At 71.2% G+C, this 23,232-nt stretch carries 18 protein-coding genes and 1 pseudogene; 14 read left to right on the top strand and 5 right to left on the bottom strand.

The window, feature by feature from the left end:
- The 4 genes and pseudogenes from VFF97_RS12665 to glmM form a co-directional block, all read left to right on the top strand.
- A pseudogene (locus tag VFF97_RS12665) lies at positions 1-1,882 on the top strand (hypothetical protein); the annotation flags it as partial.
- A 373-nt stretch (positions 1,883-2,255) separates the two neighbouring features.
- Positions 2,256-2,702, top strand: a complete 447-nt coding sequence (gene rplM / locus VFF97_RS12660; RefSeq protein WP_325033850.1) for a 50S ribosomal protein L13 — start codon at positions 2,256-2,258, stop codon at positions 2,700-2,702.
- Positions 2,703-2,728: 26 nt separating this feature from the next.
- Entirely contained in the window at positions 2,729-3,202 is a 474-nt protein-coding gene (rpsI, locus tag VFF97_RS12655) for a 30S ribosomal protein S9 (protein WP_325033849.1), read from the top strand.
- Positions 3,203-3,222: 20 nt separating this feature from the next.
- Positions 3,223-4,581, top strand: coding sequence for a phosphoglucosamine mutase (gene glmM / locus VFF97_RS12650; protein WP_325033848.1), 1,359 nt, complete (start codon positions 3,223-3,225; stop codon positions 4,579-4,581).
- Positions 4,582-4,593: 12 nt separating this feature from the next.
- On the opposite strand, the gene VFF97_RS12645 is transcribed toward glmM, so the two are convergent.
- The 4 genes from VFF97_RS12645 to VFF97_RS12630 form a co-directional block, all read right to left on the bottom strand.
- Positions 4,594-5,451, bottom strand: a complete 858-nt coding sequence (locus VFF97_RS12645; protein ID WP_325033847.1) for a hypothetical protein — start codon at positions 5,449-5,451, stop codon at positions 4,594-4,596.
- Positions 5,444-8,020 (bottom strand): ATP-binding protein, encoded by a 2,577-nt coding sequence (locus tag VFF97_RS12640; RefSeq protein ID WP_325033846.1) that lies wholly within the window; start codon positions 8,018-8,020, stop codon positions 5,444-5,446. Before VFF97_RS12640 ends, VFF97_RS12645 begins: the two co-directional genes overlap by 8 nt.
- 123 nt (positions 8,021-8,143) lie before the next feature.
- Complete coding sequence (locus tag VFF97_RS12635) at positions 8,144-11,074, bottom strand: hypothetical protein (RefSeq protein ID WP_325033845.1); 2,931 nt, start codon at positions 11,072-11,074, stop codon at positions 8,144-8,146.
- Positions 11,075-11,234: 160 nt separating this feature from the next.
- Complete coding sequence (locus VFF97_RS12630) at positions 11,235-12,179, bottom strand: Ppx/GppA phosphatase family protein (RefSeq protein ID WP_325033844.1); 945 nt, start codon at positions 12,177-12,179, stop codon at positions 11,235-11,237.
- Positions 12,180-12,219: 40 nt separating this feature from the next.
- On the opposite strand from VFF97_RS12630, the gene coaA reads away from it, so the two are divergent.
- From coaA to VFF97_RS12580, 10 genes are all read left to right on the top strand, one after another.
- Complete coding sequence (gene coaA / locus VFF97_RS12625) at positions 12,220-13,173, top strand: type I pantothenate kinase (protein WP_325033843.1); 954 nt, start codon at positions 12,220-12,222, stop codon at positions 13,171-13,173.
- A 56-nt stretch (positions 13,174-13,229) separates the two neighbouring features.
- Positions 13,230-15,083 carry a glutamine--fructose-6-phosphate transaminase (isomerizing) gene (glmS, locus tag VFF97_RS12620; protein ID WP_325033842.1) on the top strand — a complete coding sequence of 618 codons (1,854 nt, stop codon included), beginning with the start codon at positions 13,230-13,232 and terminating at the stop codon, positions 15,081-15,083.
- Positions 15,084-15,189: 106 nt separating this feature from the next.
- On the top strand, positions 15,190-15,573 hold the full coding sequence (locus tag VFF97_RS12615; protein ID WP_325033841.1) for a holo-ACP synthase: 384 nt from the start codon (positions 15,190-15,192) through the stop codon (positions 15,571-15,573).
- Entirely contained in the window at positions 15,570-16,694 is a 1,125-nt protein-coding gene (gene alr / locus VFF97_RS12610) for an alanine racemase (RefSeq protein WP_325033840.1), read from the top strand. Before VFF97_RS12615 ends, alr begins: the two co-directional genes overlap by 4 nt.
- Entirely contained in the window at positions 16,691-17,209 is a 519-nt protein-coding gene (gene tsaE, locus VFF97_RS12605) for a tRNA (adenosine(37)-N6)-threonylcarbamoyltransferase complex ATPase subunit type 1 TsaE (RefSeq protein ID WP_325033839.1), read from the top strand. The genes alr and tsaE overlap by 4 nt, the downstream gene beginning before the upstream one ends.
- Positions 17,210-17,308: 99 nt before the next feature.
- Positions 17,309-17,983, top strand: coding sequence for a tRNA (adenosine(37)-N6)-threonylcarbamoyltransferase complex dimerization subunit type 1 TsaB (gene tsaB, locus VFF97_RS12600; RefSeq protein WP_325033838.1), 675 nt, complete (start codon positions 17,309-17,311; stop codon positions 17,981-17,983).
- Positions 17,980-18,474 carry a ribosomal protein S18-alanine N-acetyltransferase gene (gene rimI / locus VFF97_RS12595; RefSeq protein WP_325033837.1) on the top strand — a complete coding sequence of 165 codons (495 nt, stop codon included), beginning with the start codon at positions 17,980-17,982 and terminating at the stop codon, positions 18,472-18,474. The genes tsaB and rimI overlap by 4 nt, the downstream gene beginning before the upstream one ends.
- Positions 18,471-19,544, top strand: coding sequence for a tRNA (adenosine(37)-N6)-threonylcarbamoyltransferase complex transferase subunit TsaD (tsaD, locus tag VFF97_RS12590; protein ID WP_325033836.1), 1,074 nt, complete (start codon positions 18,471-18,473; stop codon positions 19,542-19,544). The genes rimI and tsaD overlap by 4 nt, the downstream gene beginning before the upstream one ends.
- Positions 19,541-20,230: a hypothetical protein gene (locus VFF97_RS12585; protein ID WP_325033835.1), complete on the top strand. Its 690-nt coding sequence runs from the start codon at positions 19,541-19,543 to the stop codon at positions 20,228-20,230. Before tsaD ends, VFF97_RS12585 begins: the two co-directional genes overlap by 4 nt.
- A gap of 95 nt (positions 20,231-20,325) precedes the next feature.
- Entirely contained in the window at positions 20,326-21,639 is a 1,314-nt protein-coding gene (locus VFF97_RS12580; RefSeq protein ID WP_325033834.1) for an HNH endonuclease signature motif containing protein, read from the top strand.
- A gap of 179 nt (positions 21,640-21,818) precedes the next feature.
- Here VFF97_RS12580 and VFF97_RS12575 read toward each other — a convergent pair whose 3' ends face one another.
- Positions 21,819-23,027 (bottom strand): THUMP-like domain-containing protein, encoded by a 1,209-nt coding sequence (locus VFF97_RS12575; protein WP_325033833.1) that lies wholly within the window; start codon positions 23,025-23,027, stop codon positions 21,819-21,821.
- Between the last annotated feature and the right edge of the window lie 205 nt (positions 23,028-23,232).

Raw genomic sequence — 23,232 nt, 5'->3', positions numbered from 1 at the left:
GGGGAACGACATCATCACCGACTCGTTCGGCGACGACAACATCAAGGGCAAGCAGGGCAATGACGCCATCAACGTGGGTGGCGGGGTCGACCTCGGCCTCGGCGGTCTCGGCGATGACTTCATGGTCAACGGCGGCGGAGACGTCACCACCCTCTTCGGAGGAATGGGCGATGACATCTTCCTCGGCACCACGGGCCGCATGACGGTCGTCGGCGGTGAGCACGACGACTGGGTCGAGGGTTCCGGCCACGCCGACCTGCTGCAGGGCGACAACGCCGACCAGTTCCAGAACGACACCCTCGGCGGCAACGATGTCGTGGCAGGACGCCTCGGCAACGACGACGTCGAAGGCGAAGGCGGCGATGACATCCTCATCGGCAACGCCACCGGGACCGACCGCCACCACGGCGGCCTCGGATGGGACTGGATCACCTACTACGGCACCAACGTCGGCATCACGGCGGACTGGGCGTTCAACCGGGTGTTCGAGCCGAACAACCCGCTGCCGTCGCGGTTCGACCTGCTCGAGGCGATGTCCGGTGGATCGGGAAGCGACATCCTGCGCGGCCCGATCGCGAACCCGGACGACCTGTCGGAGAGCGAGATCGAGCTGAACAAGGCGACGGAGGAGGCGCTCGGCCGCATCGCCGGCCTGAAGGAGATGTTGCGTCCGGTCATCCAGGTTGACGGCGAGCCGCTCGCCCTGGGCGACTTCTCGCTCAACTTCATGCGGGGTGCTCCGGAGGCGGACGCGGATGGCGTGCACAAGATCGTCATCGGCGGTCCTGGCAACGACATCATCGAGGGCCGGGGTGGCAACGACTACCTCGACGGCGACAAGATGCTGCGCGTGCGGCTCACGGACGGGACGAACTTCTACGACAGTGCGTCCCAGCTCCAGGCCCGCGTGTTCGCGGGGACGCTCGACCCGGGCACGATCGACATCGTGCGCGACATCGTCGACGACCCGAACGCCGGCAGCTCGATGGACACGGCGCAGTACGCCAACGCCTTCGCCGAATACGAGATCACGCCGGTCGGACCGCTCGGCTCCGGCTACTGGCGCATCGAGCACGTCGGTGCGGCTGAGCCTGAGGAGAGCGACGGCGTGGACGTCATCCACGGGTTCGAGCGGCTGCAGTTCCTCGACGGCTGCGCCGAGATCTCCGAGGACGGCACCGCATGGATCTCGTGCACGGCGGACGCCGCGGTCACGATGACGCCGATGGACCCGGTCGAGGCCGAGCCGGTCGTGGCCGAGGTGTGGGAAGCCGACGCCAATGGCGACCCGACGGATGCCCCGTACGACCTGCAGGGCATGACCAACGTCCGGTACACCTGGTGGGCCGGCGAGGGCGACAACGCCGAGAACGTCAGCGAGTGGGAGCAGCTTCCCAACCCGCTCGGCACGGCGTCGAACGTCTACGTGCCCGACCAGTCGGCGGTCGGCCAGCTCCTGCGGGTGACCGTGAGCTGGACGGATGCGGACGGCACCTTCCAGACCGTGACGTCGGCGGTGTCCGACACACCGGTCGCGGAGGGCCCGTCGGGATCGGGGACGGTGGTGCTGATGCACCCCGAACCGCTCCTCGTCGGCTCGACGATCGTGGCCGGTCCGCCGACCGACCCCGACGGAGGCCTCGGCGAGGACTCGGTCCTCATCTACGAGTGGTCGTGGACGACGACGGACCCGAACGCTCCCGGAGCCGAGCCGGAGTGGACGCCGTACGCCCCCGAGGAGATCGTGCCTCCGGGGACGGTCTACGCACCGAAGTCGACCGACGTCGGCCGGTGGATCCGGGTGATCGTCTCCTACACGGACGGCGCGGAGAACCCCGACCAGGCCACCGCCTGGACGACGGTTCCGGTGACCGGTCCCTAGGGATCGCAGGAGAAGGACAGAAGGAGGAATCCCAGCAGCCGCGCCCGGCGTGAAACACCCCCTCTCCCGCGTATCGAGCCCTTCCCCAGGCCGGCAGGAGGCGCCGGGTGCGGCATGCAGAGGGGTCGACCCGAAAGGGTCGGCCCCTCTGCACCGTTCCGCGGTGGTTTGGGTGCGGCATCCGGATGCCGTAGACTTGTCGTTTGGTGTCCGGCTCCGTTGAGCTCGTCGAGGCGTGACCGGCATCGCGAACGTGAGCCCTCCACTGGACCCTTCGGCAGGCTCAAGGACCGGGAAGACCCGGACCCCTGTCGAAGAACCCCCGGAGCGGGATTCACGAACTCCTCCGTTCGATCAAGAAAGCAGCACTCCTGTGACGCGCACGTACACCCCCAAGGCTGGTGAGACCCAGCGCGAGTGGCTGGTCATCGACGCGACTGACGTCGTCCTCGGCCGCCTCGCCTCGCACGCCGCCGCCCTCCTCCGCGGCAAGCACAAGCCGACCTTCGCGAACCACGTCGACACCGGTGACTTCGTCATCATCGTCAACGCCGACAAGGTCGCCCTGACCGGCCAGAAGCTCCAGAAGAAGATGGCGTACCGTCACTCGGGCTACCCGGGCGGCCTCAAGTCCGTCTCGTACGAGGAGCTCCTCGAGAAGAACCCCGTCCGCGCTGTGGAGAAGGCCGTCCGCGGCATGCTCCCCAAGAACAGCCTGGGTCGCCAGCAGCTGTCGAAGCTGAAGGTCTACGCCGGTGGCGAGCACCCGCACGCCGCTCAGCAGCCGAAGACGTACACCCTCGACCAGGTCGCCCAGTAAGCGCCGCACAGACTAAGGACACACTCGTGGCGAACATCGAAGACACCACCAACTACTCGACCGAGACCCCCGTCGACGCCGAGGCCGTCGCCGCCGAGCGCCCCGTGCTCTCGGTCCCCGGCGCTGCGGTCGGCCGCCGCAAGGAGGCCATCGCGCGCGTGCGCCTGGTTCCCGGCAACGGCACGATCACGATCAACGGCCGTGCGTTCGAGGACTACTTCCCGAACAAGCTGCACCAGCAGCTGATCACCGACCCCTTCACGGTGCTGGGCCTCAACGACGCGTACGACGTCATCGCCCGCATCAAGGGCGGCGGCCCCTCGGGCCAGGCCGGCGCGCTCCGCCTCGGCATCGCCCGCGCCCTCAACGAGATCGACGTCGAGAACAACCGCCCGACCCTCAAGAAGGCCGGCTTCCTCTCGCGCGACGCTCGCGTGAAGGAGCGCAAGAAGGCCGGCCTCAAGAAGGCCCGCAAGGCCCCGCAGTACTCGAAGCGCTGATCGTCGGGAACTCCAGCCGCATGCCGCTCTTCGGCACGGATGGGGTGCGGGGGCTGGCCAACGGACCCCTCACCGCCGATCTCGCTCTCACCCTGGCCCAGGCGACCGCTGTCGTCCTGGGCCAGGGGCGCACCGCTGAAGCCCGCCGCGCAGCGGGCCGGCGGATCACCGCCGTCGTCGCACGCGACCCGCGTGTCTCCGGTGAGTTCCTGTCGGCCGCCGTCGAGGCGGGGCTGGCGTCGTCCGGGGTCGACGTGCTCGACGCCGGCGTGCTGCCGACTCCGGCCGCGGCCTTCCTCGTCGCCGACCGCGACGCGGATTTCGGCGTCATGATCTCGGCGTCGCACAACCCGGCGCCCGACAACGGCATCAAGATCTTCGCGCGCGGCGGCGTCAAGCTGCCCGACGTCGTCGAGCAGCGCATCGAGGCCGCGATGGCCGGACCGAAGCTCCAGCCGACGGGCGGCGCGGTCGGCCGCATCCGCCGCTACTCCGATGCCGAGGACCGCTACCTGCTGCACCTGCTCGGGTCGCTGCCGCACCGGCTCGACGGCATCCACGTCGTGCTCGACTGCGCGCACGGCGCCGCTGCGGGCGTCTCACCCGACGCGTTCCGCGATGCGGGCGCGCGTGTGACGGTCATCGGAGCCGACCCCGACGGCATGAACATCAACGACGGAGTCGGCTCGACGCACCTCGATTCCCTCGCAGCCGCCGTCGTGGAGCACGGGGCCGACGTGGGCATCGCGCACGACGGCGACGCCGACCGCTGCCTCGCGGTCGACGCAGACGGCAACGTCGTCGACGGCGACCGCATCATGGCGATCCTCGCGATCGCGATGAAGGAGCGCGGCACGCTCAAGGACGACACGCTCGTCGCGACGGTCATGAGCAACCTGGGCCTGCACCGCGCGATGGCCGAGCACGGCATCCGCGTCGAGCAGACGGCCGTCGGCGACCGGTACGTCCTCGAGCGCATGAACGAGGGCGGCTTCTCGCTCGGCGGCGAGCAGTCCGGCCACGTCATCATGAGCGACTACGCGACGACCGGCGACGGGCTCCTCACGGGCCTGCACCTTCTCGCCGAGATGGCGCATCGGGGCAAGACGCTCGCCGAACTCGCCTCGGTCATGACGGTGTACCCCCAGGTGCTGCTCAACGTGAAGGGCGTCGACCGCTCGCGCGTCGCGACCGACGAGGGCGTGCAGGACGCGGTCGCCCGCGCGACGGCGCAGCTCGGCCTGTCGGGACGCGTGCTGCTGCGTCCCTCGGGCACCGAGCCCGTCGTTCGCGTCATGGTCGAGGCCGCGTCGCAGGACGACGCGCGTCGCCACGCCGACCAGCTTGCGGCGATCGTGCAGGAGCGCCTGGCGCTCTAGTCGCGTCCGGCGTCACGGCGCTGCCGCCGACCGGCCTCTGCGGGTCGCGAGCTCGCACCACACGGTGAACGCCGCGTACCCGATCAACGCTGCGGCGACGAGCGCGAGGAAGAACGGCGTCGCCGGCCGATCCCACCGCAGGTCGTCCCACGCCGCGCCGACGGAGATCGCGATGGCCGCCAGGCTGATGAGCTGCGCCTGGAACAGGATGCGGAACGACGACCATCTGTCGTCGCGCACCATCCCGAGGTTGACGACGCCCGTGAGGCTGAGCACGGCGCCGGTGACCTGAGAGGTGAGCGGTGTGAGCTCCCATGCCCACACGGCGATCGCGAAGTCCGGGGCGGCGAAGAGCACTGCGCCGGTGCCGAGGGCCGCGAGTCCGACCACGATGAGCACGCCCCGCGCCGGCGCCGGAATGCGCCAGGTCTCGGCATCCGGCACGCCCGGATCGTGCGCGCCGGGGTCCTCTCGCCGCTGGGCCCATGCGAGGGCGGCGACGACGAACGGCGTCGTGGCGTAGAGGATCAGCCACACGACGAACGAGAGGTTCGCCGAGAACCGGTCGAGGTGGAGCAGCGTCGCGACGAGCAGCGCGCCCGCGAAGACCACGACCGCGGGGAAGCCGTGCTTCACCCTGTGCCATTCGTGCGCCGTCGCCACACGGACGAAGAACAGCACTCCGCCGACATATGCCGATCCGAGCATGAAGGCCGAGAGCGGCGGGTCGATCGCCCACGCGAAGAGCTCGCCGGTGCGCGTCGGGAACGCGAAGAGCAGCACCGCGGCGATGACGAGGAACGGCAAGATCGCCACCGCGACGACGCGCGTCGCCACGAAGAGGCGATCCCGCCCAACCTGTTCAGCCACGGATCAGCTCCAGTGCCTCCGACACGCTCAGCGCCACGCCCTCGGCGATGCCGCGATCGATCTCGTCGCCGCGTCCGGCCTCGCGCAGGGCGTTGAAGGGGATCATGTAGAACTCGAACATCCCTGGGTTGAGGAACCCTTTGCGGCGTCGCAGCGTCTGCGCCGCGCCGACGAGGCGGCCCGCCCCGGCGGCGTCGCCCTCGACGGCACGGATGCCGGCGAACGCCTCCAGCCCGTAGGTGATGCTCTCGTCGTGGCCGAGCGCGAGCGACAGGTCGAGGCTCCGCGAGAAGTCGTCGCGCGCCGCCTCGACGTCGCCGCCGAGCAGCTTCGTCCAGCCGCGGTGGTTCAAGGCGATGACGATGCCGAGGCGCTCGCCCTGCCGCTCGGCGAGCGTCAGGCTCTCCTCCGTGTAGGCGAGCGCGCCGGCCGGGTTCCCCGTCAGCATGTCCACGCGCGCGAGCATGACGTCGGCCATCGCCTCGCCCCACGTGTCCTCCGCCGCACCGAACTCGGCCTGGCTCTCGCGCAGCGCCTCGGCGGCCGCCTCGAAGTCCGGGCTCCCATGACGGGCGAGCAGCGCGAGCCCGAGCGAGATCCCCGCGAGGGCCGCGCCGAACCGGTCGCCCGTCTCGCGGAACAGCGCGCGGCACTCGCGCATGCCCGGTCCCGTGTCGAACGACGGATCCTGCCAGAACAGCACCGCGTTGCGGTAGTACAGCGCGATCGCCCGCGTGCGTACGGATGCCGGGGCATCCGTCTCGTCGATGAGCTCGAGCATCTCGGTCGCCCAGTCCTCCACGAGGCCCAGGTACCCGCCGATCCACAGGTAGAGGTAAAGCGACCACATGTACTCGGCGGCGCGGTCGAGCTCGCGCCGATCGATGAGCATGCGCGCGACGGCGGCGTAGTTCTCAGCTTCGCGGTCGAGGTGGGCGAGCCACTCGAGCTGGTCGCGGCCGCGCAGGGCCGCGGATGCCTCGCGCGCCGTCGCGCGATAGTGCGCGATCCACGCGAGCGTCGCGAGCTCCCGCGACGCGGGGTCTCCGAGCGTCGACGCGTACGCGCGCACGAGCGACAGCAGGCGGAACGTCGGCTGGTCCTCACCGTCGACCCGGCCGACGAGGCTGGCGTCGACGAGGGCCTCGAGCTGCGCGAGAGGACCATCGACGCCGACCGCCGCGAGCACGGATTCGGCGCTCGCGAGCGCGAACGTGCCCGCGAAGACCGACAGCGTCGCAAGAGCGCCCCGCGCGTCGGGGGAGAGCAGGTCGACGCTCCACGCGATCGTGTTGCGCAGCGCGCGCTGGCGTTCGGGCAGGTCGCGGGCCCCGCTCACGAGGAGCGCGAACGCGTCCTCGAGACGCGCGTGGATGTCGGCGGGGGAGAGCGAGCGCACGCGCGCCGCGGCGAGCTCGATCGCGAGGGGCACGCCCTCGAGCGCACGGCAGATCGCCACGACGACAGCGGAGTTCTCGGGCGTGAGCGCGAACCCCGGGCGCACGGCGGCCGCTCTCGCGACGAACAGCTCGACGGCCGACGCGCGGGCCGCGGCATCCGCTTCGCCGGTCTCCGAGGGCAGGTCGAGCGGACCCAGGTCGTACACGCGCTCCGCGCGCACGCGCAGCGGTGAGCGGCTCGTGACGAGCAGCTGCACGCGCGGGCACTCCGTGACGATCCGCACGAGCAGTCCCGCCGCGTCGATGACGTGCTCCATGTTGTCGACGACGAGCACGAGGTCGCCGTCGCCGATCGCCCGGACGACCTTGTCTTCGAGGGGCCCTTCGCCCGCCGCGCCCGTCACACCGAGCGCCCGCGCGATCGCGAGGATGACCCGGTCGGGCGTCGTGATCGACTCGAGCATCGCGAACGCGACGTCGCGGCCGGCCTTCATGGCGTCGATCGCGACCTCGATCGCGAGGCGCGACTTGCCGATTCCGCCCGGCCCGACGATCGAGACGATGCGCACGTCGGGACGCGAGAGCAGGTCGGCGAGCTCGCGCCGCTCGCGCTCGCGGCCCACGATCGGGTTGTAGGGGGCGGGGATGTCGACGGCCCGCTCGACCGCGGGTGCTTCCGCGACGCGCCGCGACTCGTCGAACCGCTCGGCGAGGAGGATCGCGAGGTCGGCTTCCACGAGTGCGGAGAGCTCGTCGGGCGTCGAGAAGGACTTGTACGAGCTGCGATCGTCGTCGCGGATGCGGGCGAGCAGTCCCGCGAGGCGCTCTTCGCGCTCGGGCGCCGGTGCCTTGACGTAGATGAGGCGCGGGAGCGACCCCGACAGGAGGTACTCGTCCTCGAGCCCGGAGACGTCCTCGCCGGGCGCGACCCACCCGTACTTCTCGCCGTAGATCCCGATGAAGATGTCGCTCTGCGCGAGATAGGAGCGATAGAGCTCGCGCGGCGGATGCGGCCGAGCCCCGAGCTCGAACATGACCGGCGCGAGGCGCAGCTGCTCGATGGCGGCACGGACCGCGCGGCGCTCGGGCTCGAGCTCGCGCAGCGTGGAGCTCACGAACACGCGGATGCGCTGGTCGGGGGTGCGGATCGCTGTCGGCCGTTCCGCCATGAGGGAATCATCCGGCAGGCGAGGCGGTCGCGTCCAGGGTCTGCGCGCCACGGATGCCGCGGCAGACGCGAGACGGGGGCGCCCGTCCTCGTGGGGCGGGCACCCCCGTCGTCGGGGTGCCGGCTAGTTCTTGCCCGGCACCTTCTTGACCTTCACCGCACCGGTCGCCGTGATCGACGAGCCCGCGCCCGTGGCCGTCACCTCGAAGCCACCGTGCGGCGTGCCGTCGGGGATGACGATGTCGAAGGTCGCGTCGCCCTTCGCGTCGGCGATCCGGGCGCCGAGCGGCGTGGCGCCTGCGACGAGCGCCACCGATTCACCGGGCCGGAAGCCCGACGCCGTGACCGTGACCTGCTCGCCCGGCGGCGTCGGCGGGTTGGGCGCCGAGATCTTGCCGCCCTTCGCCCTCGTGTTCGCCTCCGCGCACGGGTCCGCTGCGATGCCGACCGCGGGGAGCTCCTCGCCGTCGATCACTCCGTCGTCCTCGCGGACGACGACCTGCCCGAACGCCTCGTCGCCCATCACGACGCCTCGCGTGTTGGTCACCGAGATCGTGAACGCCGTGGACGCCGCGGTCGATGCCACGTCGTCTCCGAAGGTCGGGACGGCCACCGACTTGCAGACCTCGCCCTTCGCGAACGTGACCTTCGTCGCGATGATCCCGACCTTCGACGTCGCCGCCGCGGAGCCCATGACCGAGACGTAGACCTCGGATGCGGCCTTCGCGGGCGCCGACAGCATGACCGGCACGCGGACCTCGCCGGCGCCCGAGCGCTCCTCGACGTACGTGGTCGCGGTGTCGACCGAGATCACCGGCTCGGTCGACGGCTTGCCGAGGGCGGGGCGGTCGAACGCGAGGTCCGACACGTAGGCGGCGCCGTCCGGCGTGCCCGAGATGCCCGGCGCACCCGTCAGGCGCACCTCGCGAAGATCGTTGACCTTCAGTCCGGCCGCCGCGACCTCGGAGAGGGGCAGGCTGACCTTCTGCAGCACGATCTTGCCGAGCGTCGTCGGGTTCTGCGCACTCTGCGGCAGTCGCACGAGCGCCCCCGGGTTGAGCTCGGACGCCGAGACGCTGAACGTCTTGCCCTTGCCGTCGACCACGGTGATCACGAGGTCGGTGCCGCCGCCGTAGGGGACCGTCTCGTCCGCCGCGGTCCGGAACGTGAGCGCAGTGTACGAGGAGGCGTTCCGGAGCTTGGCGGGGACGGGCACGCTGATCCCGCCCGTCGCATCCGACCAGCTCAGCCGTCCGACCGGGGTCGCCACGACATCGCCCGCGAACCGCACGGTCGTCCAGTGCGGCACCTGCGCCGACGCGAGCGTCGAGCACGCGGGCAGCTCCTGCGGCACCGCGCGGCCGGCGAGGCTCGCGCACACCGTGAGCGAGGCCGATCCGTACGTGCGCGCGGTCGTCGTCGCGGTTTCGAACGTCTCGAGGTCGGCGCGTGCCGACGAGGGCTGCGTCGCGACCGTGCGCACGTCGACGTCGGCGGTCGTCGCGGTCTTCGCGCCCGTCGTGAACGGGTCGAGGAACTGCGTCTCACCGCCCACGGTCGCGCGGAACCATCCCGCCATGAGCGAGGTGCCCACGTCGTACTGCTTCTCGGGCGACAGCCGGATCGAGGTCGCGGATGCCGAGGCCGACGTACCGCACACCTCGTCGTTCGCGCGGGCCGAGTTCGGGTTCGTGCCCGACCAGTCGTCGCTCACGTTGAACTCGTACAGACCGGGCGTCCACACCGTGTTGAAGAAGTTGTGGTTGGCGCCCATGACCCACACGTCGGAGCGCAGCACGTCGTCGCCGAATGCGTGGCGAGAGTCGTCGTTCATGTGCTGGCCCTGCTGGTTCGACACGTCGCCGTCGCAGTACGGCAGCACGACGAGGGTCGGAACGTTCGGCACGGTCATGCGGCCGAAGTCGACCGGGGCCAGCGGCAGGATCGACACGATGTCGAAGGGCTTGTCGAGACCCTGGTTGAGCGTCGCGGCCGACGTGACTCCCTCGCCGCCGCGCGAGTGGCCCATGAGCCCGATATGCGAGAAGTCGAAGCGTCCTTCGAGGTCGGCCGGCGTGAGCTCGACGACCGACGGGTCGATGCGGGCCGCCTCGGTGCCGCCGTTGCCGGTGAGCGCGTCGGCGAGCGTGACGTCCTGACCGGTCGCGGCGTCGTGCAGCACGACCGGCTCGCCCTTGTTCGCCTTCTGGAACAGGCTGAGCGTGTCGAGGATGAGCTGCCCACGGGCGCGCGCACCGTAGTCGAGCGCGAGCTGGTTGTCGTTCGAGTTGATCGCGTTCGCCGAGATCGAGATGACCGCGTAGCCGTTGCTCGCGAGCGCCTCGGCCGTTCCGTCGTAACCCGCGTAGCTCGGGATGGACACCTGCGTCGGCGAGCACGGCCAGCGCAGCGGGTTCGCGGGTGTGCCCGCGCACGAGCTGTGGCGTCCGTGCAGCAGCACGACCAGCGGGCGCGGCCCGCCCGTCGTCGGCAGGTAGATCTTGCCCTCGACCTCACCGCGGATGCCGCCGATGCCCGCGAGGTCGATCGCCTGGTCGCCGAAGCGGTAGATCGACTTCGTGTACGCGTAGTCGCCGTGGACAGCGGCATCCGGGCCCCTCTCGACCTCTTCGACCGCCTCGGTGGCGACGATCGCCGACTCCGGCACGGCCGGCTCTTCGGCCGCGCCCGCCTCGGCGAACCAACCCTGCTCGACGGTCGTGGCCTCGGCGACGGCGGGGTCGCTCGTGAGCGCGGTGAGCGTCGTGCCGCTCTCGGACTCGGTCGCGAACCCGACGGCCACGCCGTCGACCTCGATCGTGGGGGCGTCCGACTTCATCTCGAGCGGCTCGTCGAGCTCGAGCTGGATCTCGTACACGTTGCCGAGGTCGGTCACCGACCAGTTGTCGCCCGACGCGACGACGTTCTCCTCGGCGGGTGGTGCTGCTGCGGCGGCGGCGACGACGGGGGCGAGCACGAGCGACGCGGTGAGCGCGCCGACCGTGAGCCCCGCGAGCCGCCGCCGAGACGGCCGCACGGACACGGGTGTCTTCATTGCGAGACCTTTCGATGGGGGGCGATCCCTGAGGTGGATCGGTCTCATCTGAGCGGTCTCGCGTTTCGCCGTCGGTCCGCGACGGTTACCGCGATGTAACGGCTCCGGGCCGTCTCTCGTTAGCCGGGAGGGACAGTGTAGCCGGATGCCGCAGAACGCGTCACGAGCCTGCGGGACTCCACGAGAGCGACTCGATGTAGCGCAGCAGCACGCCCTCGCGCAGCGCCCACGGCGACACGTCGAGTTCGCTCACGTCGAGGGCCGACATCGCGGTGTGCAGCACGACCGCGGCCGCGACGATCTGGAACGTGCGATCGGGCGTGATCCCGGGAAGCTCCTGCCGCGCCGACGCGGGGATGCGTGCGAGGCGCGGTATCCACGAGCCGAGGGCCTCGCGCGGCAGCCGCCACCGGTCGATGCCCGACCACCCGCTCACGGAGTAGCCGACGAGCTTCGCGAGCGAGCGGATCGCCTTCGACGACCCGACCACGTGCTGCGGTCGGGGGAGCTCGCGGAACTCCGCGGCGACCGGCGCGAGCGTCGCGGTCGCGTGCGCGCGCAGCCGTTCGACGGCCTCTTCGCCGGGAGGGTCGCCGGGGAGGAACTGCACCGTCATGCGCCCCGCGCCGAGGGGGACGGATGCCGCGGCATCCGGCAGTTCATCGGAACCCGCCGCGAGCTCGAGCGATCCGCCCCCGATGTCGAAGAGGAGGATCTGGCCCGCGGCCCACCCGAACCACCGCCGCACCGCGAGGAAGGTGAAACGCGCCTCCGTCTCGCCGCCGAGCACCTGGAGGGGCTGTCCGAGCACCTCTTCGATGCGCGCGATCACCTCGGCGCCGTTCGCCGCCTCGCGCACGGCCGAGGTCGCGGTCGCGAGCAGCTCGTCGACGTTCTCGGATGCCGCGACCTCGCGCGCCTCGCTGGTCGCGGCGACGAGCGCCTCGACGCCTTCCTCCGAGATCGATCCGTCGGGCTGCAGATAGCGCATGAGCCGCAGCACGGATCTCTGGCTCGTCGTCGCGAGCGGGCGGCCCCCCGGCCGGACGTCTGCGACCAGCAGGTGGACGGTGTTCGAGCCGATGTCGAGGACCCCGAGGCGCACGCGTTCAGGTTAGCGGGAGCGGGGAACTACGATGGGCGCGATGTCCACCGACGAAGCGATCGACACGACGACGGCGCACTCGCTCTACCGCGAGATCGGCCGTGCGGAATGGGCGCGCCTCGCGGCGGACATGGCGCAGCCGCTGAGCGAGACCGAGGTCGTGCAGCTGCGCGGTCTCGGCGACCGACTCGACCTCACCGAGGTGCGCGAGGTGTACCTGCCGCTGTCGCGCCTCCTGTCGCTCTACGCCGAGAACACGAAGCGGCTCGGCGCCGAGACGGCGAAGTTCCTGCGCGAGGACGACACCACGACGCCGTTCGTGGTCGGCGTCGCGGGCTCCGTGGCCGTCGGCAAGTCCACGATCGCGCGTCTGCTGCGCGAGCTCATGAGTCGGTGGCCCGGGACCCCTCGGGTCGAGCTCGTCACGACCGACGGCTTCCTCTACCCGAACGCCGAGCTCGAGCGGCGCGGGCTCATGGACCGCAAGGGCTTCCCCGAGTCGTACGACCGCCGCGCGCTGGTGCGGTTCCTCACCGACGTGAAGAGCGGTGCGCCCGAGGCGCGTGCGCCGTTCTACTCGCACATGAAGTACGACATCGTGCCCGACGCGTACGTCACCGTCCGCCGGCCCGACGTCGTGATCGTCGAGGGGCTCAACGTGCTGCAGCCGCCGCCCACGCCGAACGATGTCGCGGTGAGCGACCTGTTCGACTTCTCGATCTACGTCGATGCCGAGGCCGAGCACATCGCGCAGTGGTACGTCGATCGGTTCATGGCGCTCAAGACCGGCGCGTTCTCGAACCCGAACTCGTTCTTCAACGTCTTCTCGCACCTCAGCGACGAGGAGGCCGTCGAGACGGCGCTGGGGTACTGGAACTCGATCAACCTCCCCAACCTCGAGGAGAACGTGCTGCCGACTCGCCACCGCGCGACGCTCGTGCTGCGGAAGGCCGAGGACCACGCGGTCGAGCGGGTGCTCCTGCGCAAGCTCTGAGCGGCTCGGGTATTCGTACAGGTCCCTCGCAAACCTGCCCGCTTACGATGGTCGGCATGTGTGGAATCGTCGGATACGTCGGCCCTCGCCCGAGCCAGGACATCCTGATCTCCGGGCTCGCCCGACTCGAGTACCGCGGCTATGACTCCGCGGGCATCGCGATCATCGACGGGGACGGCGGCCTCGGCATGCGAAAGCGCGCCGGAAAGCTGAACGCTCTGCGCGATGAGCTCACCAGCTCGCCGATCGCCGACGGCACGACCGGCATCGGCCACACGCGCTGGGCGACCCACGGCGGGCCGACCGACGCGAACGCCCACCCTCATCTCGCCGACGACGACAAGCTCGCCGTCATCCACAACGGCATCGTCGAGAACTACGCGGCGCTCAAGGACGAGCTGCTCGCACAGGGGTACGAGTTCCGCAGCGAGACCGACACCGAGGTGGCGGCCGTGCTCCTCGGTCACGAGTATCGCTCGAACGGCGGCGACCTCGTCGAGGCGTTCCGTTCGACCGTGAACCGCCTCGAGGGCGCCTTCACGCTGCTCGCCGTCCACAAGGACCACCCGGGGCTCGTCGTCGGCGCGCGCCGCAACTCGCCGCTCGTGATCGGCATCGGCGAGGGCGAGAACTTCCTCGCATCCGACGTCGCCGCGTTCGTCGAGCACACGCGCCACGCGCTCGCGATCGGCCAGGACGAGATCGTCGCGATCACGCCCGCGGGCGTCGAGGTCACCGACTTCTCGGGCAACGCCGTCGAGGTCGAGCCCTTCGAGGTCACGTGGGACGCGTCGGCCGCCGAGAAGGGCGGCTGGTCGTCGTTCATGGCGAAGGAGGTCTCGGAGGAGCCGGAGGCCGTCGCGAACACGCTGCGCGGTCGCATCCGCGACGGCGCCGTCGCCATCCCAGAGCTCGACGGCCTCGACGACCTTTTCCGCGGCGTGAACCGCATCATCGTGATCGCCGCCGGCACCGCCGCCTATGCGGGCATGGTCGGCAAGTACGCGCTCGAGCAGTGGGCGCGCGTGCCGGTCGACGTCGAGCTCGCGCACGAGTTCCACTACCGCGACCCCGTGATCGGCCCCGACACGCTCGTGGTCTCGATCAGCCAGTCCGGCGAGACGATGGACACGCTCATGGCCGTCAAGTTCGCGCGCGAGCGGGGCGCAAAGACGCTCTCCATCTGCAACACGCAGGGCGCGACGATTCCGCGCGAGTCCGACGCGATCGTGTACACGCACGCCGGCCCCGAGGTCGCCGTCGCATCGACGAAGGCGTTCGTCGCGCAGATCACCGCGCTGTACCTGCTCGCGCTTCACATCGGCGCGGTGCGCGGGGAGCTGTCGCCCACCGAGGTCGCGCACCAGCTTCTCGAGCTCGAGTCCGTGCCCGAGAAGATCCAGCACATCCTCGACAACGAGCAGGAGCGCATCGAGCAGTTCGCGCACTGGATGGCCGACACGCGCTCCGTGCTGTTCCTCGGTCGTCACGCGGGCTACCCGATCGCGCTCGAGGGCGCGCTCAAGCTCAAGGAGATCTCGTACATCCACGCCGAGGGCTTCGCGGCGGGCGAGCTCAAGCACGGGCCGATCGCGCTCATCGAGCCCGGCCAGCCCGTGTTCGTGATCGTGCCGTCGCCGCGCGAGGCGCCGGTGCTGCACTCCAAGGTCGTCTCGAACATCCGCGAGATCCACGCGCGCGGTGCGCGCGTGATCGCGATCGCGGAAGAGGGCGACGCCGCGGTGCTGCCGATCTCCGACGAGGTGCTGCGCATTCCGCTGGCCGACCCGCTGTTCGGCCCGATCCTCGCGGTCGTGCCGCTGCACATCTTCGCGATGGGGCTCGCGACGGCGAAGGGCCTCGACGTCGACCAGCCGCGCAACCTCGCGAAGTCGGTCACGGTCGAGTAGCGGACCGCGTCCTGCCCCCTTCGGTAGGGTTGCGGATGCCGACCCTTCGGCGAGCTCAGGGACCCGCCCGGGGCGAGCTCGGGGACCGGCGCGAGGGAGGTCCAGGGTGATCGTCGGAATCGGCGTCGACCTCGTCGACATCGCCCGATTCGAGCGCAGCATCGAGCGGACCCCGCGTCTGATCGAGCGGCTGTTCGCACCTTCCGAACGCACGCTCCCGCCGCATTCTCTCGCGGCGCGGTACGCCGCGAAGGAGGCGCTCATCAAGGCGCTCGGCGGATCCGACGGCGTGCGCTGGACCGACATCGAGGTCACGCGCGAGGCATCCGGTCGCCCTCTGTTCGCGTTGACCGGCACGACGGCTGAGGCCGTCGCGGGCCGCGGCATCACGATGGTGCACCTGTCGCTGTCGCACGACGCCGGCCTCGCCACGGCCTACGTCGTCGCGGAGTCCGACGGAGCCACCGTGTCGGACGGAGGCGCCGCGTGACGCGCTTCCCGGCCGGCGTCCTGCGCGAGGCCCGCATCGACGTCGGCGCGATCGCCGACAACGTGCGACACCTGCGCCGGCTCACGGAGTCCGAGATCATCGCGGTCGTGAAGGCCGACGGCTACGGCCACGGTGCCGTGCGGTCCGCCGTCGCGGCGCTCGAGGGCGGCGCCTCACGGCTCGGTGTGGCCGACATCGGCGAGGGCCTCGCGCTGCGTCGCGCGGGCATCGACGCGCCGATCGTCGCGTGGCTGCACGCGCCCGGCGCGTCGTTCGACGAGGCGGCGGCCGCGGGGATCGAGCTCGGGGTGTCGAGCCTCGACCAGCTGCAGAGGGCGGCCGCCGCGGCATCCGCCGATCGCCCCGTCGCGGTGCACCTCAAGCTCGAGACCGGACTCGGGCGCAACGGCATCGCGCCCGAGGACTACGGCATCGTGTTCGCCGAGGCGGCCCGCCTCGAGCGCATCGGCCGCATCCGCGTGGTCGCCCTGTTCAGCCACCTGTCGAACACGTCCGCCGACGACGACCGCGAAGCGCTGCGGCGGTTCCTCGACGCGACGGGGGCGGCGGCATCCGTGGGTCTCGCACCGCCCCTGCGGCACATCGCGGCGACCAACGCGGCGATCGATCTGCCCGAGTCGCGGCTCGGATGCGTGCGCATCGGCATCGGGATGTACGGGCTCTCGCCGTTCGACGACCGCAGCTCGGCCGACCTCGGGCTGCGACCCGCGATGACCCTGCGCGCGCCCGTGGCGGCGGTGCGGCGGGTGCCCGCGGGGCAGGGCGTGTCGTACGGGTACACGCACCGCACCGGCGTCGAGACGACCCTCGCCCTCGTGCCGCTCGGGTACGCGGACGGCGTTCCCCGGCAGGCGTCGGGCGCGGGCCCGGTGTCGATCAACGGTTCGCGGTTCCGCGTCGCGGGGCGCGTCGCAATGGACCAGTTCGTCGTCGAGGTCGGCGACCACTCCGTCGCGGTCGGCGACGAGGTCGTCCTCTTCGGGGACCCGACCCTCGGGGTGCCGTCGGCCGACGAGTGGGCACGCGCCGCGGGGACCATCAACTACGAGATCGTCACGCGCATCGGCCCGCGTGTTCCGCGGAGGCAGGTGTCGGGATGAGCGGACTCGACGAGCTGGTCGGGCAGCGCGAGATCGCGTCGCCGGAAGACATGCAGGCCCTCGGCGAGCAGATGGGGCGGATGCTGCGCCCCGGCGACCTCGTCGTGCTGACCGGCCCGCTCGGGGCGGGTAAGACGACGCTCACCCGGGGCATCGCTGCGGGACTCGGAGTGCGTGGGCCGATTCAGAGTCCCACGTTCGTCATCGCGCGCACGCATCCGTCGCTCGTGGACGGGCCGCCGCTCGTGCACGTCGACGCCTACCGGCTCGGATCGGCGATGGAGCTCGACGACCTCGACCTCGATCTCGACAACTCGGTCGTCGTTGTGGAGTGGGGCCGGGGGCTCGTCGACGTGCTCGAGAAGGACGCGTGGTGGGAGGTCGAGCTCGAGTCGGAGTGGGGCGGCACGGGCGTCGACAACGCGTGCGGCACGAGCGGTCCGGCCGCGGCGGAGCTCGACGCGAACGCGCCGCGGATCGTGACGGTGTCGCGGCGGACGGCTTCGCCGGGCTGACATCCCTCGGTCGCTGAGCGAGGAGCGCAGCGACGAGACGAAGCGCGGCGGTTCGAGCGCACAGCGTCCGGGCATCCGGCCCCGACTACCCTGGAACGCGTGATTCTGGGCATCGACACCTCGCTGGGCACGGCCGTCGCCGTGATCGAGCCCGACGGGGTCGTGCGGTCGGCGATCGAATCGCCCGATCCGCGCGGGCACGCCGAGGTGATCGGCACCCTCATCGTACGGGCGCTGGAGGAGGCATCCGTCTCGCCTGACGCGATCCAGGCGGTGGCCGCGGGAATGGGGCCGGGGCCGTTCACGGGGCTCCGCGTCGGGGTCGCCGCGGCGCGCGCGTTCGCGCTGGGGCGCGGCATCCGATTCGTTCCCGTCGTGAGCCACGACGCCGTCGCCCTCGCGCTCATGCTCGACGCCGCCGTGCGCGGCGAGGACGTCGGCCGGTTCGCGGTCGTGACCGACGCGCGCCGGCGCGAGTTCGCGTACACGGTGTACGACGGGCTCGACGACGACGGGCTCCCGGTGCGCGCGAGCGAGCCGGCGCTCGCGCCGCGTGACGAGCTCGATGCGCTTCTCGCAGAGCTCGGCGCCGCGCGCCACGATGCGCACAGCGTGCCCGCGTCGATGGTCGCGCTCGTCGCGAGCCGCTCCGTCGACGCCGGTCGCGTGGTCGGTCCTGACGACGCGTTGTACCTGCGGGCTCCCGACGTCACACCGTCGTCGGGCCCCAAGTCCGTGACGACGCCCGCCGAGCGATCCGGAGCAGGCGCATGACCCTGCGGCGCGCGACCCTTGACGACCTCGACGCCATCATGGCGCTCGAGCGGGCGTCGTTCCCCGGCGACGCGTGGTCGGAGGCGTCGATGCGCGAGGAGCTCCGCTCGCGGCACGGGTGGTACGTCGTCGACGTCGAAGCGGGCGTGCTCGTGGGGTACGCCGGGCTGCGGGCCCCGCGCGGGGCGAAGGACGCCGACGTGCAGACGATCGCGATCGCCGAGGCGTATCGCGGCCACGGGCGTGGCCGGCGGATCCTCGAGGCGCTGCTCGACGAGGCGCAGCGCCGCGGCGTGCGCGAGGTGTTCCTCGAGGTGCGTGCCGACAACCCCGTCGCCCAGGCGCTGTACGCGTCGGAGGGCTTCGTCGAGATCGCGCGCCGACCCCGGTACTACCAGCCCGGAGACGTCGACGCCCTCGTGATGCGCCTCGACCTGGCCTCGCGCGCGGCCCGGACGCCGAGCCCCGATGAGGCGGGAGCCTGCACATGACCGAACCCCTCGTGCTCGGCATCGAGACGAGCTGCGACGAGACCGGCATCGGGATCGTCCGCGGTCGCACGCTCCTGTCGAACACCATCGCGAGCTCGATGGACGAGCACGCGCGCTACGGCGGGGTCGTGCCCGAGGTGGCCGCGCGCGCCCACCTCGAGGCGCTCGAGCCCGCGATCGAGGCGGCGCTCGCGGAATCCGGCGTTCGGCTGCAGGACCTCGACGCGGTCGCCGTCACGAGCGGCCCCGGTCTCGCGGGCGCGCTCATGGTGGGGATCGGCGCCGCGAAGGCGCTCGCGATCTCGCTCGGCAAGCCGCTGTACGCGGTCAATCACCTCGTGGGCCACATCGCGGCCGACATCCTCGACGCCGACGCTCCGCCGCTCGAATACCCGACGGTCGCGCTGCTCGTGAGCGGCGGACACACGTCGCTTCTGCTCGTACGCGACCTCACGACCGACGTCGAGCTGCTCGGCGAGACGATGGACGACGCGGCGGGCGAGGCGTTCGACAAGGTCGCGCGCCTGCTCGGTCTCCCGTACCCCGGCGGTCCCGAGATCGATCGGGCCGCGGCATCCGGAGATCCCGACGCGATCCGCTTCCCGCGCGGCCTGTCGCGCGCGAGCGACCTCGCCGAGCACCGCTACGACTTCTCGTTCTCCGGCTTGAAGACCGCCGTCGCGCGGTGGATCGAGCAGCGCCGCGCCCTCGGCGAGGACGTGCCTGTCGCAGATGTCGCGGCGTCGTTCCGCGAGGCCGTCGTGGACGTGCTCGTCACGAAGGCACTGGCGGCGTGCGCCGATCACGGCGTGCCGCGCCTGCTGCTCGGGGGCGGCGTCATCGCCAACCGCCGCCTGCGCGACATGACGCTCGAGCGGGCCGCTGCCGCCGGTGTGACGGTGCGCATCCCACCCCTCTCGCTGTGCACCGACAACGGCGCGATGATCGCCGCGCTCGCGTCGGAGCTCATCATGTCGGGCCGTGGCCCGTCGACGCTCGAGTTCGGTGCCGATTCGACGCTCCCCGTCACCGAGATCCAGGTTGCCGAGGCGCAGGAGGTCGCGTCGTGAGCGACGAACGCGACGAGCCGCAGGTCGCCGGCGAGGCGGCAGAAGACACGGATGCCGCGCCCACGCCCCCCATCACGAAGCCGCCGCCTGCGGATGCGCCCGACGTGACGCCCGTTGCGCCCGCGACCGCGCCGGTGGATCGACCTGCGACCGCGCCGGTGGATCAACCCGCGGCGACGCTCGCTCAGCCCACCGCCGCGCCGGCGGGCCCGCCCGCCGCAGCGGCCCCCGCTGAGCCGGCGCTCACACGCCCAGCGGTGCCGTCACCCGGGCCGCCTGTCATCATCGAGCCGCCGTCGCCGGATGTCGCCCTCGTGGGGGAGGCGCCACGTCTCCCCGGCGAGCACCGCGGCGGCTTCGGCCGCCTCCCGACTGCGCCCATCGACATCACTCCCGCGCCTGTCCACTCCGCCGACGCGGAATGGGCGCCGACGCCCGCGCCTGCGCCCCGCACCCTTTCGGCGTGGGCCCTCGCGTGCTCGATCATCGGTCTTGCGGCGTCGCTCGTGGTGGGGTGGGCGTTCCCGATCGGACTCATCGGCATCGTGCTCGGCATCGTCGCGCTCCGCCGCCCCCTCGAGAGCAGCGCCGTCGCGGCGTGGGCGATCGTGCTCGGCACGCTGTCGGTTCTCTACAGCGCGGGGTGGCTCATCTACGCCGCGTGGGAGGTCGGCCTGATCGGCTGAGCACACTTCTCCTCCCCGCCGCCCGCTCCCGACGGTGCTTCCACAGTGCTGGTCGTGCGCGCGAGAGTGTCGTAGGTATGTTCTAAAGTCGGGGTATGTCGATCGCAGCCGAAGGCGTTTCCGGTACTCCGGTGTCGGATGCGATGGACCGTGTGCGCGAGACGGGTGATGTGGTGACGATGTTCGCCGCGGAGCAGTTCTGGCGGATTGACGAGGCCAGGAATGAGGCCTTGGAGGACGCGGCCCGGTTGGGGCGGGAGCTGACCGAGGTTGTGGAGCGGGGCATCCGGTTGGAGTTGGCGGCGGGGATGCGGATCACCGAGCACGCCGCCGGAGTCCTGATCCGGCGTGCGGAGGCGCTCGTGCACCGGTACCCGGACGCGTTGGAGTCGCTGAGCAGGGCGCGGACGACGGTCGCGCACGCGGAGTATCTCGTGGACCGGCTGGACGAGTGCGAACCGTCAGTTCGCGATGCGTTGGTCGCGGACGCGGTCGCGCTCGCCGAGGAGCTCCCGGTGGGCTCGTTCCGGCGGGCGCTCAGGCGGCTGATCGAGGTGCACCGGTCGGTGACGCTGGCGGAGCGGCACGAAGCCGCAGTGGTGCGGCGGCGGGTGGTGGTGGAGCACGTCGATGACGGGATGGCGTGGCTGAGCGCGTACCTGCCCGCGGTGGAGGCGCACGCGATCTACGGGCGGCTCACCTCCATCGCCAAGGCCATCAAGAACCACGATGAGACAGTGCCTGGCGACCCTGCCGCACAGACTCCGTCGGCCGAGGATCGCACGATTGATCAGGTGCGCGCGGATGTGCTCAGCGACCTGCTGATCGAGGGTGACACGACCGTGCATCCGGTCGACGCGCGCGGCATCCGCGCCACGGTCGCCGTCACGGTTCCCGCGCTCACCCTGCTCGCCGAGAGCGACTCCGCCCGTGCGGCGGCGGGGCTTGCTCCTGCGGTGGTGGAGGGTATCGGACCGGTCCCGTTCGACCGGGCTCGGGAGTTGTGTGGTGGTGCGGACGGGTGGATGCGGATCCTCACCCACCCCGAGACCGGGATGGTCCTCTCGGTCGGCCGCTCCCAGTACCGGCCGCCGCCGATGTTGCGGAAGCTGGTCCGGTGGCGCGCCGATCGGTGCATGGCTCCCGGATGCGGCATCCCCGCGAACCGGTGCGAGCTCGACCACACCGTCGCGTGGGAACACGGCGGCGAAACCTCGCTCGAAAACCTCGCCCCGCTCTGTAAGGGGCATCACACCGTGAAACACCACGGCGGGTGGCAGGTGCGGCAACTCCCCGATAGCGGGGGAGCGCTGGAATGGACCTCGCCCGCCGGACGACGGTACGTCGTGCAGCCCGAACGCCGCGTCCCGGTGTTCCGCCCCGCCCATGCACACGACGCACCCTTCTGAGCATCTCGACCCTCCGCTATGACTGGGTGCCCCGATGTCGCTCTTCAAGCGCGGGACGGCCCGCGAGGAGCGAGGAGCGAGGAGCCAGGAGCGCGGGGCGACGTCGCGATCGGTCTCACCATCGCCGGACTCACAACGCTCGGGTCGCGGATGTCGCTGGATGCCCGATGCTGCACGAATCAGGCGGCGGATGCCGGGCGCCGAACGCGCTCGGCGAGGATCGCCCGCCGACGCGAGCCCACACGCGTGACGAACAGCGTGGCTTCCTCCGGTCCGCGCAGCTTCAGCGCAGTGCGGTACGCGGCCGGATCGATGTCGACCCCGCGCTTCTTGATCTCCAGCTTCCCCACACCGCGGTCGCGCAGGGCTCGCGAGAGCTCCTTCGTGGCGGCCGGCAGTTCGTCGACCACACGGAACGTCGACACGAAGGGGCTCGTCAACGCGGCATCCGAGGTCAGGTACGCGATGTGCTCGTCCAGCATCCCCGCATCGAGCGAGCGTGCCACCTCGCCGATGAGGCGCGCGCGGATCACCGCCCCGTCGGGCTCGTGCAGGTACGCGCCCAGCGCGCGCACGGGCTCGTCCGGGGCATCCGTCGCCGCCGTGAGCTCGTGGGCGGTGTCGTCACGGATGACGAGTGCTGCGCGGCGCACGCCCTCCCGCGCGAGCGTGCCCGACCACAGGACGAGCTCGATCGTCGAGCCATCCGCACTCACCCACTGGGCCTCGACGTCGTCGGGGATGAGGTCGCGGTCGAGCGCAGGCCCGAGCTTGATGCCCGTGGGCTTGCGTGCTGCGAGGTCGAACGCCCAGTCGAGTGCCGGCGACCAGTCCTCGGGGCGCGTGCGCGAGGTCTCCTTGTGTCCGGCCGTGCGGCGCGCCGGGTCGAGCCACACGGCGTCGACGTCGTCGAGGTCCGCCTCCTCGGCGCGCCCCTGTCGCACCGAAACCTGGTCGCCGAAGGGCGCGAGGTTGTATGCAGCGATCGCGGCGGTGATCTCGTCCGCATCGACAGCGTGGACGCGCAGACCGAGGGCCGCGAAGCCGAGAGCGTCACCGCCGATGCCGCATCCGAGGTCGGCGACCGTATCGACGCCCGCGTCGCGGAAGCGGCCCGCGTGCTTCGCGGCGACAGCGAGTCGCGTCGCCTGCTCGAGCCCCGCACGCGTGAAGAGCATGCGCTGAGCGAACTCGCCGAACTTCGCCTCGGCCCGGTGGCGCAGCCGCGCCTGCCCGACCACCGCGGATACGAGATCGGGGGAGTGGCCGTCCTTGCGCAGCCGGGTGACGGCGGCCGCGACATCCGCCGTCGACTCGATCGGGTCGAGGTTGTCGAGCAGCCGCAGACCCTCGGGAGTCAGCAGCGCGGTGAGCTCGGCGACATCCATCCGGCCAGCCTACGGCGGTCGCGGACGGGGTCGTCCGCCGCCGGTCCCGACGGATGTCGGGAATTGGCACTCACGTTGCATGAGTGCCAGCGCATCCATAGACTGCTGTTAGCACTCTCAATGTGAGGGTGCTAACGAGTCTTGAGTCTCAAAGGAAAGCAGAGGTAGACCCGTGTCGGTTTCCATCAAGCCGCTCGAGGACCGC

The sequence above is a fragment of the Microbacterium sp. genome, from assembly GCF_035687345.1.
GTDB lineage: Bacteria > Actinomycetota > Actinomycetes > Actinomycetales > Microbacteriaceae > Microbacterium.
The sequence above is the reverse complement of the archived record's forward strand: the minus strand, read 5'-3'. Positions and strand labels throughout refer to the sequence as shown.